Annotated in this window: 13 protein-coding genes; 3 read left to right on the top strand and 10 right to left on the bottom strand. The window is 73.5% G+C overall.

Annotation, left to right across the window (positions count from 1 at the left end; all coding sequences use genetic code 11):
- Positions 1-59: 59 nt before the first annotated feature.
- The 9 genes from ABWU78_RS20530 to ABWU78_RS20490 all read right to left on the bottom strand — a co-directional run bounded on the left by ABWU78_RS20530 (position 60) and on the right by ABWU78_RS20490 (position 8,727).
- Positions 60-1,502: a helix-turn-helix domain-containing protein gene (locus ABWU78_RS20530; protein ID WP_353709400.1), complete on the bottom strand. Its 1,443-nt coding sequence runs from the start codon at positions 1,500-1,502 to the stop codon at positions 60-62.
- Between the two features lie 209 nt (positions 1,503-1,711).
- Complete coding sequence (locus ABWU78_RS20525) at positions 1,712-2,065, bottom strand: metal-sulfur cluster assembly factor (RefSeq protein ID WP_253049023.1); 354 nt, start codon at positions 2,063-2,065, stop codon at positions 1,712-1,714.
- Positions 2,062-2,598, bottom strand: a complete 537-nt coding sequence (sufU, locus tag ABWU78_RS20520) for a Fe-S cluster assembly sulfur transfer protein SufU (RefSeq protein WP_353709416.1) — start codon at positions 2,596-2,598, stop codon at positions 2,062-2,064. The genes ABWU78_RS20525 and sufU overlap by 4 nt, the downstream gene beginning before the upstream one ends.
- Before the next feature lie 11 nt (positions 2,599-2,609).
- Positions 2,610-3,941, bottom strand: a complete 1,332-nt coding sequence (locus ABWU78_RS20515; protein ID WP_353709417.1) for a cysteine desulfurase — start codon at positions 3,939-3,941, stop codon at positions 2,610-2,612.
- A 29-nt stretch (positions 3,942-3,970) separates the two neighbouring features.
- A complete protein-coding gene (sufC, locus tag ABWU78_RS20510) occupies positions 3,971-4,753 on the bottom strand; it encodes a Fe-S cluster assembly ATPase SufC (protein WP_047234341.1) in 783 nt (260 codons plus the stop codon).
- 67 nt (positions 4,754-4,820) lie between these two features.
- A complete protein-coding gene (locus tag ABWU78_RS20505) occupies positions 4,821-5,165 on the bottom strand; it encodes a non-heme iron oxygenase ferredoxin subunit (protein ID WP_047234320.1) in 345 nt (114 codons plus the stop codon).
- Positions 5,162-6,415 carry a Fe-S cluster assembly protein SufD gene (gene sufD, locus ABWU78_RS20500; RefSeq protein WP_253049013.1) on the bottom strand — a complete coding sequence of 418 codons (1,254 nt, stop codon included), beginning with the start codon at positions 6,413-6,415 and terminating at the stop codon, positions 5,162-5,164. Before sufD ends, ABWU78_RS20505 begins: the two co-directional genes overlap by 4 nt.
- Before the next feature lies 1 nt (position 6,416).
- Positions 6,417-7,877, bottom strand: coding sequence for a Fe-S cluster assembly protein SufB (sufB, locus tag ABWU78_RS20495; protein WP_047234318.1), 1,461 nt, complete (start codon positions 7,875-7,877; stop codon positions 6,417-6,419).
- 103 nt (positions 7,878-7,980) lie between these two features.
- Entirely contained in the window at positions 7,981-8,727 is a 747-nt protein-coding gene (locus tag ABWU78_RS20490; RefSeq protein WP_353709418.1) for a helix-turn-helix transcriptional regulator, read from the bottom strand.
- Between the two features lie 232 nt (positions 8,728-8,959).
- Here ABWU78_RS20490 and ABWU78_RS20485 point away from each other — a divergent pair, with 232 nt between their 5' ends.
- The 3 genes from ABWU78_RS20485 (at position 8,960) to ABWU78_RS20475 (ending at position 11,759) form a co-directional block, all read left to right on the top strand.
- Complete coding sequence (locus ABWU78_RS20485; RefSeq protein ID WP_353709419.1) at positions 8,960-9,925, top strand: ABC transporter ATP-binding protein; 966 nt, start codon at positions 8,960-8,962, stop codon at positions 9,923-9,925.
- Positions 9,922-10,728: an ABC transporter permease gene (locus ABWU78_RS20480; protein WP_439159356.1), complete on the top strand. Its 807-nt coding sequence runs from the start codon at positions 9,922-9,924 to the stop codon at positions 10,726-10,728. Before ABWU78_RS20485 ends, ABWU78_RS20480 begins: the two co-directional genes overlap by 4 nt.
- Before the next feature lie 65 nt (positions 10,729-10,793).
- On the top strand, positions 10,794-11,759 hold the full coding sequence (locus ABWU78_RS20475; protein ID WP_353709420.1) for a COX15/CtaA family protein: 966 nt from the start codon (positions 10,794-10,796) through the stop codon (positions 11,757-11,759).
- Positions 11,760-11,843: 84 nt separating this feature from the next.
- Here the strand turns inward: ABWU78_RS20475 and ABWU78_RS20470 are convergent, their stop codons facing one another.
- Entirely contained in the window at positions 11,844-12,818 is a 975-nt protein-coding gene (locus ABWU78_RS20470; RefSeq protein ID WP_353709421.1) for a patatin-like phospholipase family protein, read from the bottom strand.
- Positions 12,819-13,321 lie beyond the last annotated feature (503 nt).

Here is a 13,321-nt window from a genome sequence, read left to right as displayed (position 1 = left end):
GTCGGTGGGCGCGTCCGGCGTCGGCCAGGTGGCCGGACGGGCGGGCGCGACGACGTGCGTCAGGCGTTCGCGAGCTCGCGGTCGTCGTCGGCCACGGGCCGCTGGTCCTCGAAGCGGCGCACGACACGGCTCACGGTCGACCGCGACGCCGAGACCTTCTGGGCGATCTCGCCCTGCTTCATGCCCTGGCGGGCGAGCTCGACGATGCGGCGGTCGCGCTCCGCGGTCGGGTCCTCCTCGCCGACGGGGGTGTCGTCGGCCTCCGTCGCCGGGGCCGACGCGCCGGTCGATCCGCCGACGAGGTCGAAGACCTCGACGCGCCGGGTGTGACCCGTCACGGCCGGGGGCTCCACGACCGGCGCCGAGGTGTCCTCCTCCGGGACGGGCTGGTCCCAGGGGAGCGGCTGGGCGCGCCCGAACAGCTCCTTGACCCGCGCCTCGAGATCGGGGAGCGCCTCGAACGCCGTCTGCGGCACGTAGGGCTTCTCGTCGTCCGCCTCGTCCACCGGCTCGTCGTCCTGCGCGACGGCGGGTGCCTCGACCGGCGCGAAGGCCTCCGGGCTCTCCTGGTCCGACGCGGCGGAGGCCTCGTCCGGGACCGGCTCGGCGGCCGGCGATGCCTCCTCCGCCGCGAGGAGCTCGGCGTCGCGCGCGGGCTCCAGCGCAAGGGTCTCCTGGCGGTGCGCCTCGACGAGCCCCTCCGCGGGTGCCACCGTCCGGGCAACCACCACCGCGGGAACCTCCGACGCCGCAGGCGCCTCGGCCGACCCGCGCGCGGTGCCGCGCTTCACGGAGCTCGCCCCGATCAGGTCGAGACGGTTGCCGTGGCGCTCCGCGGCCTCCAGGCGGTCGACCCAGACCTGCATGCGGCGCTCGAAGTCCTCGACCGTGAGCAGCTTGAGCGCCGCGTCGCGCGCGGCGCGCTGCCGCTCGTGCGCGGCCCGGACCTTGCGCAGGTCCGCGGGCGAGCCAGCGCTGTCGGCGCGCGCGTCGCGCCACTGCTCCAGCGCGGAGACGTACCCGTGCACGCGCAGCTCACGACGCCGCTCCTCGAGCGTGTGGCCCGTCACCATGTGCCGCTCCCCCACGAGGGCGAGGTGCCACATGAGCGCCGCCACCAGCGGCGGCACGAACCGGAACACCACCATGTACGGGGTGCTCGCCGTCGGGACCGCGACCTCGTGCAGCGCGGCGAACAGACCGGACGTGCCCGAGAGCACCCACGTCAGCGCGAGGAGCACGCCGTACGGGCGGCCCTCCAGCGCCGCGTTGCGCGCCATGAGCGCCACCGCGACGAGGCTGATCTCGAGGAAGCCCGCGAGCCCGTACGCCTCGAGCGGCGACATGTGCGCCACCTCGAGACCGAACAGGACCATGCCGCTGTACGCCAGCGCCGTGGCGATGGTCGCCGCGATGACCACCGCGACCATCGGGAGGTGCCGGCCGCGGTAACGCACCTGCCGCGGGGAACCGCCCGCGCCGGTCTGGTCCTGCTGTGTCACGTCATCCTCCGAAAAGTGGTGTGGGCGCACATATCCCAACACTCAGGACCTTCCTCGTCAACGCACCGGAAGGATCGCAATCGGATCGTGAGCAGCGGCGCCGCGGGACGGGACTCTCGCGGGCCGCGGAACGCCCGCCGCGCCGCTCCGAACGGCACGACGCCGCGCCCCCGAGGGGACGCGGCGTCGGTCGGCGGAGGGGCAGGTCGTCAGACGTTGAACCCCAGCGCGCGGAGCTGCTCCTTGCCGTCGGCCGTGATCTTCTCCGGGCCCCACGGCGGCATCCAGACCCAGTTGACGCGGAAGCCGTCGACGAGGCCCTCGAGCGCCTGTGCGGACTGGTCCTCGATGACGTCGGTCAGCGGGCACGCCGCGGACGTGAGCGTCATGTCGATGACGGCGTGGTTGTTCTGGTCGATCTGGATGCCGTAGACGAGGCCGAGGTCGACGACGTTGATGCCGAGCTCGGGGTCGATGACGTCGCGCATGGCCTCCTCGACGTCGGCGACGTTCGGCGGGCTGGGCGTGACGCCCTCGGCGGGCGCGCCGGTCTCGGTGGTCATCGGTTCTCCTCCGTCGTTCCCCGCGCGGCGAGCGCCGCGTCGGAAGCTGCTGCCGTTGATGGGTCGCCCACGGCGCTCAGGGCGCCCGAGGTGACGAGCGAGTCGCGCAGCGCGGCCCAGCCGAGCAGGGCGCACTTGATGCGAGCAGGGTACTGCGAGACGCCGGTGAACACCGTGGCGTCGCCGAGCTCGTCCTCCGCGGCCTCGTCGAGGCCCTTGCCACGCGAGCCCATGAGCTCGCGGAAGACCTCGCCGAGGTGCTCGGCCTCGGTCACGGGCCGGCCGGACACGAGGTCGGTGAGCACGGACAGGGACGCCTGCGAGATGCTGCAGCCCTGCCCCTCCCAGCTCACGCGGTCGATCGTGTCGCCGGCGAGCTCGACGCGCAGCGTCACCTCGTCGCCGCACGTGGGGTTCACCTGGTGCGACTGGCCGCTCGCCGCGCCGTCCGCCACCTCGACCAGGCCCCGGCCGTGCGGGGTCTTGGCGTGGTCGAGGATGACCTGCTGGTACATCTGCTCGATCGAGCTCATCGGGTCCTCTCTCAGTCCACCGAGAAGAACGCCCGGACCCCGGCCAGTGCTTCCCGGAACGCGTCGACGTCCTCGCGCGTGGTGTACACCGACGCGGACGCGCGCGCGGTCGCGGCGACCCCGAACCGGCGGTGCAGGGGCTGGGCGCAGTGGTGACCGACGCGCACGGCGATGCCCGCGTCGTCGAGCACCTGGCCGACGTCGTGCGCGTGCACGCCGTCCACGACGAACGACACGACGGCGAGCCGGTCCTCGGGCTCGCGCGGGCCGATGATGCGCACCCCGGGGATCTCCCCGATGCGCAGCAGCTCCGCGGCGAGCTCGTGCTCGTGCGCGGCGACGCCGTCCATGCCGAGCTCGTGCAGGTACTTCGCCGCGGCGCCGAACCCCACGACCTGCGCGACGGGCTGCGTGCCCGCCTCGAACCGCTGCGGCGGCGCCATGTACGACGACTCGGTCATCGTGACGACCTCGATCATCGACCCGCCGGTCGTCACGGGCGGCAGCGCCTCGAGCAGCTCGCGCCGCCCGTACAGCACGCCCACCCCCGTGGGCCCGAGCATCTTGTGCGCCGAGAACGCGGCGAAGTCGACGCCGAGCGCGGGCAGGTCGACCGGCAGGTGCGGCACGGACTGGCACGCGTCGAGCACGGTGAGAGCGCCGACCTCGCGCGCCCGGGCCACGATCGGCTCGACGGGCGTGACCGCGCCCGTCACGTTCGACACGTGCGCGAACGCGACGATCCGCGTGCGCTCCGTGATGACCGTCGCGGCGTCCTCGACGCGCACGCGCCCGTCGTCGTCCACCTCGAACCAGCGCAGGACGGCGCCCGTGCGGGCCGCGAGCTCCTGCCACGGCACGATGTTCGCGTGGTGCTCGGCCTCGGTGAGGACGATCTCGTCGCCGGGCGCGAGCGCGAAGCGGCGGGCCGCCTCTCCCCCGCGGCCGAGCGTCGCGTTCGAGATCCCGTATGCGACGAGGTTGATCGCGGCCGTCGCGCCGGACGTCCAGACGATCTCGCCCGGGCGCGCGCCGACGAACGCCGCGACGTCCGCGCGGGCGTCCTCGAACGCCTCGGTCGCCTCCTCGGCGAGCTGGTGCGCGCCGCGGTGCACGGCCGCGTTGCGCTCCTCGTAGAAGTCGACCTCGGTGTCGAGGACGACCTGCGGCTTCTGCGACGTCGCCGCGGAGTCGAGGTAGACGAGCGGACGACCACCGCGCACGGTGCGCTCGAGCAGCGGGAAGTCGGCCCGCACGGCGGCGAGCTCGACGTCGGTCAGGCGCGCCGGCGGACCGGCCTGCTGCCCCGCTGGATGCTCCGCGGGGTGCGCGGTGGTCGTCATGGTCGTCTCCTCGAACGTGGTGCGACCGCTCAGGCCGAGGCGGCCGAGGCGGACTCGACGGCGCCGGAGAGGTAGCGGTCGTAGCCCTCCTCCTCCAGGCGGTCGGCCAGCTCCGGGCCACCCTCCTCGGCGACCTTGCCGTCGACGAAGACGTGGACGAAGTCCGGCTTGATGTACCGCAGGATGCGCGTGTAGTGCGTGATGAGCAGGATGCCCGCGTCGGTCGCGCCGTGGACGCGGTTCACGCCCTCGGACACGATGCGCAGCGCGTCGACGTCGAGGCCCGAGTCGGTCTCGTCGAGGACGGCGAACTTCGGCTTGAGGAGCTCCATCTGGAGGATCTCGTGGCGCTTCTTCTCGCCACCCGAGAAGCCCTCGTTGACCGAGCGCTCGGCGAAGGAGTCGTCCATGCGCAGGCGCTCCATGGCGCCCTTGACGTCCTTGACCCAGTGGCGCAGCGCGGGCGCCTCGCCGTCGATGGCCGTCTTCGCAGTGCGCAGGAAGTTCGACACGGAGACGCCGGGAACCTCGACCGGGTACTGCATGGCGAGGAACAGGCCCGCGCGGGCGCGCTCGTCGACGCTCATCGCGAGGACGTCCTCGCCGTCGAGCGTCACCGTGCCGCCGGTGACCTGGTACTTGGGGTGGCCGGCGATCGAGTAGGCGAGCGTGGACTTGCCCGAGCCGTTCGGGCCCATGATGGCGTGGACCTCGCCGCTGGCGATCGTCAGGTCGACGCCGCGCAGGATCGGCTTCGGCCCTTCCTTGGTCTCGACGCTGACGTGCAGGTCGCGGATCTCGAGAGTGGACATGTGGTTCTTCTCCAAGAGGTTCTGGTGAGCCGTGGGGCGCGCTCGGCGCGCCAGTTCAGGATGTGGGTCAGGTGGGAGCGACGACGCGGTCGACGTCGACGAGCACCTGCTCGCCGTCGACCGTCACCGGGTACACGGGCACGGGCCGCATCGCGGGCAGCGCGGTCGGCATGCCGGTCCGCACGTCGAACTGCGAGCCGTGCAGCCAGCACTCGACGAAGCAGCCCTCGACCTCGCCGTCCGACAGGGACACCGCCCCGTGGGAGCAGATGTCCGAGATCGCGTGCCAGTCGCCGTCGCCGTCACGGATGACCGCGACCTCGACGACGCGCCCGTCCTCGGCCGGGAGCTCGACGCGGAGCGCCTCCTCCGGGCCGAGGTCGGACGTCGTGCAGGCGGGCTGTGCGGTCACGCCGTCGCCTCGGCGAGCTCGGCGCTCCCGTCGATGATCGACATGGACTTGCTCAGCTCGCGCTCGATCGCCTCGAGCAGGCGCTCCTCGACCGACGCGACGCCGATCTCCTGGATGAGCTCCGCGAAGAAGCCGCGGACGACGAGGCGGCGCGCCTCGACCTCCGGGATGCCGCGGGCCTGCAGGTAGAAGAGCTGCTCGTCGTCGAACCGGCCGGTCGCGGACGCGTGACCCGCGCCCTCGATCTCGCCCGTCTCGATCTCGAGGTTCGGCACCGAGTCCGCGCGCGCGCCGTCCGTGAGGACGAGGTTGCGGTTGAGCTCGTACGTGTCGGTGCCCTCGGCCTCGGCCTGGATCAGCACGTCCCCGACCCACACCGCGTGCGCGCCCTCGCCCTGCAGCGCGCCCTTGTACGTCACGCGCGACTTGCAGCGCGGCACGGCGTGGTCGACGAACAGGCGGTGCTCCTGGTGCTGGTCCGCGTCCGCGAAGTAGAGGCCGACCATCTCGACGTCGCCGCCCTCGGCCGTGAACGTCGCGTCCGGGGTGATGCGCACGACGTCGCCGCCGAGCGTCACGACCACGTGCTTGAGCCGCGCGTCGCGCCCGATGCGGGCACGGTGCGACGACGCGTGCACGGCGCCGTCGGCCCAGTCCTGGACCGAGACGACGGTGAGGTGCGCACCGTCCTCGACCACGATCTCGACCGTCTCGTTGAGCGTCGCGGTCCCGACGTGGTCGAGCACGACGACGGCCTCCGAGTGGCGCTCGGCGCGAACGAGCACGTGGCTCGCGGTCGGCGTGGAGCCGTGGCCCTCGACGCGCACGGACGTGACGTCGGAGGCGACGGCCTCCTTCGGCACGGTGACGACCGTCGACTGCTCGAACGCGTTCCACGACGTCACGGCGGTGCGGTCGCCGGGCTTGCCGGCGGTGCCGAGCCGCTCGTCGTCGCGACCGACGATCGCGACCTCGACCTCGGGGGCCTCGACGACCGTGACGCGCACGTCACCGCCGCCGCTCTGCCCGACGAGCTTGTCGTCGAACAGCGGCGCGAGGCGCGCGACGGGCGAGAAGCGCCACTCCTCCTCGCGCCCGGAGGGCACGGGGATGTCGGCGAGGTCGAACGACGTCAGCCGCTCGGCGCGCGAGCCCTGCGGCACGACGCCGTGGGAGTGCGCCCCGTCGGCCTGCGCGCGCGAGTGGTCGGTGGTCAGGCCGGCCTCTTCGGGAATGGTGGTGGTGGTCATATCAGCCGACGGACCCTTCCATCTGCAGCTCGATGAGGCGGTTGAGCTCGAGCGCGTACTCCATGGGCAGCTCGCGCGCGATGGGCTCGACGAACCCGCGCACGATCATGGCCATCGCCTCGGTCTCCTCCATGCCTCGGGACATGAGGTAGAACAGCTGGTCCTCGCTCACCCGCGAGACCGTCGCCTCGTGCCCCATGGACACGTCGTCCTCGCGGACATCGACGTACGGGTAGGTGTCGGACCGGGAGATCTGGTCGACGAGCAGCGCGTCGCACAGCACGGTCGAGGCCGAGTGCGAGGCGCCCTCGAGGACCTGGACGAGGCCGCGGTAGGACGTGCGGCCACCGCCGCGCGCCACCGACTTCGACACGATGGACGACGACGTGTGCGGCGCCGCGTGGACCATCTTGGCCCCGGCGTCCTGGTGCTGACCCTCGCCCGCGAACGCGATCGAGAGCGTCTCGCCGCGCGCGTGCTCGCCGAGCAGGTAGATCGCCGGGTACTTCATGGTGACCTTGGAGCCGATGTTGCCGTCGACCCACTCCATCGTCGCGCCCTCGGCCGCGGTCGCCCGCTTGGTCACGAGGTTGTACACGTTGTTCGACCAGTTCTGGATGGTCGTGTACCGGACGCGGGCGTTCTTCTTGACGATGATCTCGACGACCGCCGAGTGCAGCGAGTCGGACGAGTAGATCGGCGCAGTGCAGCCCTCGACGTAGTGCACGTACGAGCCCTCGTCCGCGATGATCAGCGTCCGCTCGAACTGGCCCATGTTCTCCGTGTTGATGCGGAAGTAGGCCTGCAGCGGGATCTCGACGTGCACGCCCGGCGGCACGTAGACAAACGACCCGCCCGACCACACGGCCGAGTTGAGCGCCGCGAACTTGTTGTCGCCCGACGGGATGACGGTGCCGAAGTACTCCTGGAAGAGCTCCGGGTGCTCGCGCAGCGCGGTGTCCGTGTCGAGGAAGATGACGCCCTGGCGCTCCAGCTCCTCGTTGATCTGGTGGTAGACCACCTCGGACTCGTACTGCGCGGCGACGCCCGCGACGAGGCGCTGCTTCTCCGCCTCGGGGATGCCGAGCTTGTCGTACGTCTCCTTGATGTCCTCCGGCAGGTCGTCCCACGAGGCGGCCTGCTTCTCCGTGGAGCGCACGAAGTACTTGATGTTGTCGAAGTCGATGCCCGTGAGGTCGGAGCCCCAGCTCGGCATGGGCTTCTTGTCGAAGAGGCGCAGGGCCTTGAGCCGCGTCTTGAGCATCCACTCGGGCTCGTTCTTCAGCGCCGAGATGTTGCGCACGACGTCCTCGGACAGGCCGCGCTGCGCGGCCTCGCCGGCGGCGTCGCTGTCGTGCCAGCCGTAGCCGTAGGCACCGATCGAGGCGATGATCTCGTCGTCGGTCTGCTTCTCACCGGTCGGCTGGGCCGTGCCGGTGGCGTCCTGGGTGGGAGCGCTCATGGTCGTCCTTCCACTGTCCGTCGTTGCGGGCGGGGGCAGTCGGTACAAGGGTTCTTGCGGGGGATGTCGTTCGTGGCCTCGGGGCGGCGGCGCGCCCCTCGGGTCAGGTCTCGCCCGACGTCGGGCGGCCGCGCGCCCGGACGGGGACGTTCGTCGTGCACGCGTGCGCGCCCGTCGCGAGCGTCGAGAGTCGCTGCACGTGCGAGCCGAGGAGCCTGGCGAAGACCTGCGCCTCCGCCTCGCAGAGCTGCGGGAACTCCTCCGCGACGTGCTGCACCGGGCAGTGCCCCTGGCAGAGCTGCACCGCGGACGTGCCGGGGACGGGGCGCACGCTCGCCGCGTACCCGTCGTCCGCGAGCGCCGCCGCGAGCTGGGCGGCCCGGCCCTCGACGTCGTCCGCGTCGAGCCGACCCTCGTAGCGGTCGGCGAGCTCGGCGAGCCGGTCGTGGGCGAACCGCTCGACGGCGTCCGGCCCGGCGACGTCGCGCAGGTACCGCAGCGCCTGCGTCGCGAGGTCGGCGTAGGTGCCGCTGAGCTCGCCCTGCCCGGCCGACGTCGTCACGTACCGCCGCGCGGGGCGGCCGCGCATCCCGGTGGGGTGCCCGGCGTCGTGCACGGCGACGAGGTCGTCCTCCTCGAGGAGGGCGAGGTGGCGCCGGACGGCGGCGGGCGTCAGCCCGAGCGTCGCGGCGAGGTCGGCAGCGCTCACGGGACCGGCGCTCGCGACGAGCTCGAGCACGCGCTCGCGCGTGCGACGGTCGGCGTCGGTGGCCGGGACGGTGCCGGGCGCCTGCCCGACCGCGGGGGTGGCAGCGCGCAGCGCGTCCGGTCGGACGGGTCCTGCGGCCATGCTCACCTCCCGTGGTGCGTCCCGTGGGCGCGCGTGCGCGTGGCGCGGCGTGACACGGGGCGACAGATCTGGAACCGATATAGACAACATGGTTGTTCCCTAATTGCCCGAACGCAAGCAAGGCGACCCTCAGACCGCCCCCTGGGTGCCGAGATGTGGCGTACGCGACACCCGTGCGGTCCGGGCCGGGCCCGGGTCCTGAGCGGCAGACCCGCCCCCTACAATCGGCCGGGTGCCCGCCCCCGCCGTGCTCGTGCACGACCTCGTCAAGCGCTACGACGGTCGTGCCGTCGTCGACGGCGTGTCCCTCACCGCCGAGCGCGGCGCGATCACCGCGGTGCTCGGCCCCAACGGCGCCGGCAAGACCACGACCGTCGAGTGCTGCGAGGGCCTGCGCTCCCCCGACGCCGGGCGCGTCGAGGTCCTCGGCCTCGACCCCCTGACCGACGCGCGCGACCTGCGCCCGCGCGTCGGCGTCATGCTCCAGGACGGCGGGCTCCCGACGGGCGTGCGCGCCCTGGAGATGCTGCGGCACGTCGCCTCCATGTACGCGCGGCCGCGCGACGTCGGCGAGCTCACCGAGCGCCTGGGGCTGGAGAGCTTCGCGCGCACGACCGTGCGACGGCTGTCCGGCGGGCAGCGGCAGCGCCTCGCGCTCGCCGCGGCGATCGTCGGGCGCCCGGAGGTCGTCTTCCTCGACGAGCCGAGCGCGGGCATGGACCCGCAGAGCCGGCACGCCGTGTGGGAGCTCGTGCGCGAGCTGCGCGCGGAGGGCGTCGGCATCGTCCTCACGACGCACCTCATGGACGAGGCGGAGGACCTGGCCGACCACGTGTACGTCGTCGACCACGGCAAGGTCATCGCCGCGGGCGCGACGCGCGACCTGCTCGAGACCGGGGCCGACGGCGAGGCGGACCGCACCGTGCGCTTCGAGGCCACCCCCGGGCTCGGCCTCGACGGCCTGAGCCAGGCCCTCGCCGGGGCGGGCCTGCCCGACGGCGCGGGCGCACCCGCCGCGTGGAGCGTCGCCGAGCCGCAGCCCGGCTCGTACACCCTCACCGGGCCCGCCGACCCCGCGACGCTCGTGGCGCTGACGACGTGGCTCGCCGCGCGCGGCGTCCTCGCCTCGCGCGTCACGGTGGGCCGCCGCACGCTCGAGGACGTGTTCCTCGACCTCACGGGACGGCACCTGCGATGAGCGCGACCTCGACGACCACGTCGGAGACCCAGGACCCGAGCCAGACCCCGAGCACGGAGCTCGCCGCTCCCGCGTGGCGCCGCGTCGTCGCCCAGACGGCGTTCGAGACGCGCATGATCCTGCGCAACGGCGAGCAGCTCCTCGTCACGATCATCCTGCCCGTCATGCTCCTGCTCGGGCTGGTGCTCACGTCGTTCGTCGACCTCGACACGGGCGGCGCGACGCGCGTCGACTTCGTGACGCCCGGCGTCCTCGCGCTCGCCGTGATGTCGACGGCGTTCACGTCGCAGGCCATCGCGACCGCGTTCGACCGCCGCAACGGCGTGCTGCGCCTCATGTCGACCACGCCCCTGGGCCGCGGCGGCCTGCTCGCCGGGAAGGTGCTCGGCGTCCTCGCCGTCGAGGTCGTACAGGTCGTCGTCATCACGGCCGTCGCGCTCGCGCTCGGCTGGCAGCCCGACCCCGCCGGGATCCCCGCGGCCCTGCTCGCCGTGCTGCTCGGGACGGCGGCGTTCACGTCGCTCGCGATGCTGCTCGCCGGGACGCTGCGCGCCGAGGGCGTGCTCGCCGTCGCGAACCTCGTGCTCGTGCTGCTCACCGTCGGCGGTGGCGTCCTCGTCCCGGCCGACCAGCTCCCCGGCCCGCTCGAGCACGTCGCGCTCCTGCTGCCGTCCGGGGCGCTGGGCGAGGCGATGCGCGGCGCGCTGCTCGACGGCGCCGTGCCGCCCTTCTCCGTCGTCGTGCTGCTCGGCTGGACCGCGGCGCTCGGCTGGGGCGCGGGCAAGCTCTTCCGCTGGACCTGAGGTCCGGGCGCATCTCACACGCGCTGGGTTCCGGGGCTGCACGGTCGTCCCGATACCGTGGGACCGTGAGCACCCCGCCCCCCGCGCTCGACCCCGCTCCCGCCGACAGCCCCGCAGGCGCCGCCGCCGGTGGCGGCGCCGCACGACCGGACCGGCTCGCGCCGCTGCGCCGCTGGACCCGGCCGGTGCTCGTCGCGAACCTCGTGGCGCAGATCGGCATCATCGTCACGGGCGGCGCCGTGCGGCTCACGGGTTCGGGGCTCGGGTGCTCGACCTGGCCGCAGTGTGAGCCGGGCCAGTTCGCCGCGAAGTTCCACCCCGAGACGACGTACCACCAGTTCGTGGAGTACGGGAACCGCACGCTCACCGGGGTGCTGAGCGTCATCGCGATCGCCGCGCTGGTGCTCGTGTGGACGGACCGGTCCCGCGTCCTGTCCTACCGGCTCCTCGGCGCCGTCCCCCTGCTCGGCGTCGCCGCGCAGGCGGTCATCGGCGGCGTGATCGTCCTGCTGCACCTGCACCCAGGGTGGGTGTCGCTGCACTTCGTCGTCTCGGCCGCGCTCGTCTCCGTCTCGCTGCTCCTCCTGCACCGGTCCGGGGAGGGCGACGGGCCGCCCGTCCCGACGGTCGCCCCGCGCTCGCGCACGCTCGCCTGGACCCTGTACGGGCTGACGGCGCTGATCGTCGTCCTCGGCGTCGTCGTCACGGGGGCGGGCCCGCACAGCGGCGACGAGGAGGTCGGGTACCGCCTCGCCGTCGACCCGGCGCTCATGAGCAAGATCCACGCGTGGGCCGTGTGGGTGTTCGTCGCCGTCCTCGTCGCCTACCTCGTGAGCGTCCGTCGCGGCCCCGAGCAGGTGCGCCGCGCGGCCTGGATCCTGCTCGCCATCACGCTGGGGCAGGGCCTGATCGGGTACGTGCAGTACTTCACGGGCCTGCCGGCGCTCCTCGTCGGCCTGCACATGCTCGGCTCGGCGCTCCTCGTCGCCGGCTCGACGCGCGTCGTCCTCACGACCCGCACCCGCGCCTGAGCGGACGGTGGCCCGGGCCTGAGCGATCCGGGCCACCGCTGCGTCAGCGCACGTCAGGTGCCGGTCAGTTCCGGTCAGTGCCCATCAGCGCCAGAGCGCTGCGACGCGCTCCGCGAGCGCGGTGCCCCGCTCGTACCCGGCCTCGGCCGCGGCCGGCCGGAGCGACAGGTCCATGGCCTGCGGGCCGAACAGGTGGTCGGCCGCGGGGCCCGGGACGATCACCTCGACCTCGCTCCCCCGTGCGCGCAGCTCGTCGACCTGCACGGCGAGCTGCAGGCCCCAGTCCAGTGGCGCGCGCGTCCTGCCCCCGAACGGCGACAGCACGAGCACCCGCCGGTGCCCGACCGCCAGGTCCGCGTTCTCGTTGCGGCGGTAGCCGCCGTCGAGGTACTGCCGCTCCCCGATCCGGTAGGCGAACCCGCTCGCGCAGCTCGCCGCGACGGCATCGACGAGGTCGACGCCGCTGTGCCGGTCGAAGACGGCGGGCTCGCCGGTCCGCGCGTCGACGGCCGTGAGCAGCAGCGACCGGCCGGGCCAGGACGGGTCGGGCAGGCGCGCACCGACGGTCGCCCGCCACCGCGACCGGACCGCCTCGTCCGACGCCCCGGGCAGCGCGAGCGCTGCCGCCCCGAGCCTGCGGCGCATGTCGGCCGCGTCCTGGGCACCGGCGATGATCGCGGCCGTCCGCGCCATCTGGTCCGCCGCCTGCCGCGTGCGGTCCCCGCCCGCGTCCGGGCCGCCCGGCCCCGCGGGCGGGCGCGTCGGAGCGACCAGCGCGGCGGCGTACAGCTCCGTGGGCGTCGCGCCGGCGAGCTGCGCCGCCGTCGTCGAACCGGCCGACGTCCCGACGGTCAGGTCGGCCGTCGTGGACACGTCCAGCCCGGCGTCGGCCAGACCGGCGACGACGCCGATCAGCCACGCGTTGCCGGTGGACCCGCCGCCCCCGAGCACGAGGGCGCGCTCACCCGTCGTCGGGACCGGATCGGACGGCTGGAGGTCAGGTACCGGAAGGCCTACGGCCGAGATGCCCGGTGCAGAAGAAGGTGTGGTGGTGTTCATGGGAGTCGCCTCTCGCGATGATGCGGCGAGCGCTCCCGACGACGACTACGGCCGTCGCGCGATCGTGGGCAGCGAGGGAGCGCCCGGTACGGACACAGCGTTCACGGGACTCACCCCCTCGGCTCGGTTCACGATCGGCCCCGACGCTAGCACGCCGGCCCGCCCCGACCCACGGCCTTTGCCGCCGTCGGGAGGACGTTCACCGGGCGGGTCTCAGGCCCGCGCGGCACGAACCGCACCTGCCGAAAGAGAGCCGTCGTCGCACTGGGTAGAGCCGTGGTGGACCGGGGTAGAGCCGTGTCTGCAGATGGAGGGCCGTGGTCTGCCGAGGAAGAAGCCCAGGCCGTGCCCGACGAGTCGGTCGCCCCGACGGTCGGACCCACCCGTGGGCCAGCACGGCACAGGCTGGCCGACACCGCGGGCAGTCGCCCGAGGTGAGCGGAGACCAGGGCGAGACGACGCCGGTCGGGGTGGGTGGTGGTGCCGCGTCGTGGCGGGCCTGG

Source organism: Cellulosimicrobium sp. CpK407, from assembly GCF_051844275.1.
Taxonomy (GTDB): Bacteria; Actinomycetota; Actinomycetes; order Actinomycetales; family Cellulomonadaceae; genus Cellulosimicrobium; species Cellulosimicrobium cellulans_G.
This window is presented reverse-complemented; position numbering and strand designations above follow the sequence as displayed.

Coding starts and splice junctions, on each gene's coding strand:
- sufC (WP_047234341.1), bottom strand. CDS start 4,753: ATGTCCACTCTCGAGATCCGCGACCTGCACGTCAGCGTCGAGACCAAG.
- ABWU78_RS20480 (WP_439159356.1), top strand. CDS start 9,922: ATGAGCGCGACCTCGACGACCACGTCGGAGACCCAGGACCCGAGCCAG.
- ABWU78_RS20470 (WP_353709421.1), bottom strand. CDS start 12,818: ATGAACACCACCACACCTTCTTCTGCACCGGGCATCTCGGCCGTAGGC.
- sufB (WP_047234318.1), bottom strand. CDS start 7,877: ATGAGCGCTCCCACCCAGGACGCCACCGGCACGGCCCAGCCGACCGGT.
- ABWU78_RS20515 (WP_353709417.1), bottom strand. CDS start 3,941: ATGACGACCACCGCGCACCCCGCGGAGCATCCAGCGGGGCAGCAGGCC.
- ABWU78_RS20525 (WP_253049023.1), bottom strand. CDS start 2,065: ATGACCACCGAGACCGGCGCGCCCGCCGAGGGCGTCACGCCCAGCCCG.
- ABWU78_RS20490 (WP_353709418.1), bottom strand. CDS start 8,727: ATGGCCGCAGGACCCGTCCGACCGGACGCGCTGCGCGCTGCCACCCCC.
- sufU (WP_353709416.1), bottom strand. CDS start 2,598: ATGAGCTCGATCGAGCAGATGTACCAGCAGGTCATCCTCGACCACGCC.
- sufD (WP_253049013.1), bottom strand. CDS start 6,415: ATGACCACCACCACCATTCCCGAAGAGGCCGGCCTGACCACCGACCAC.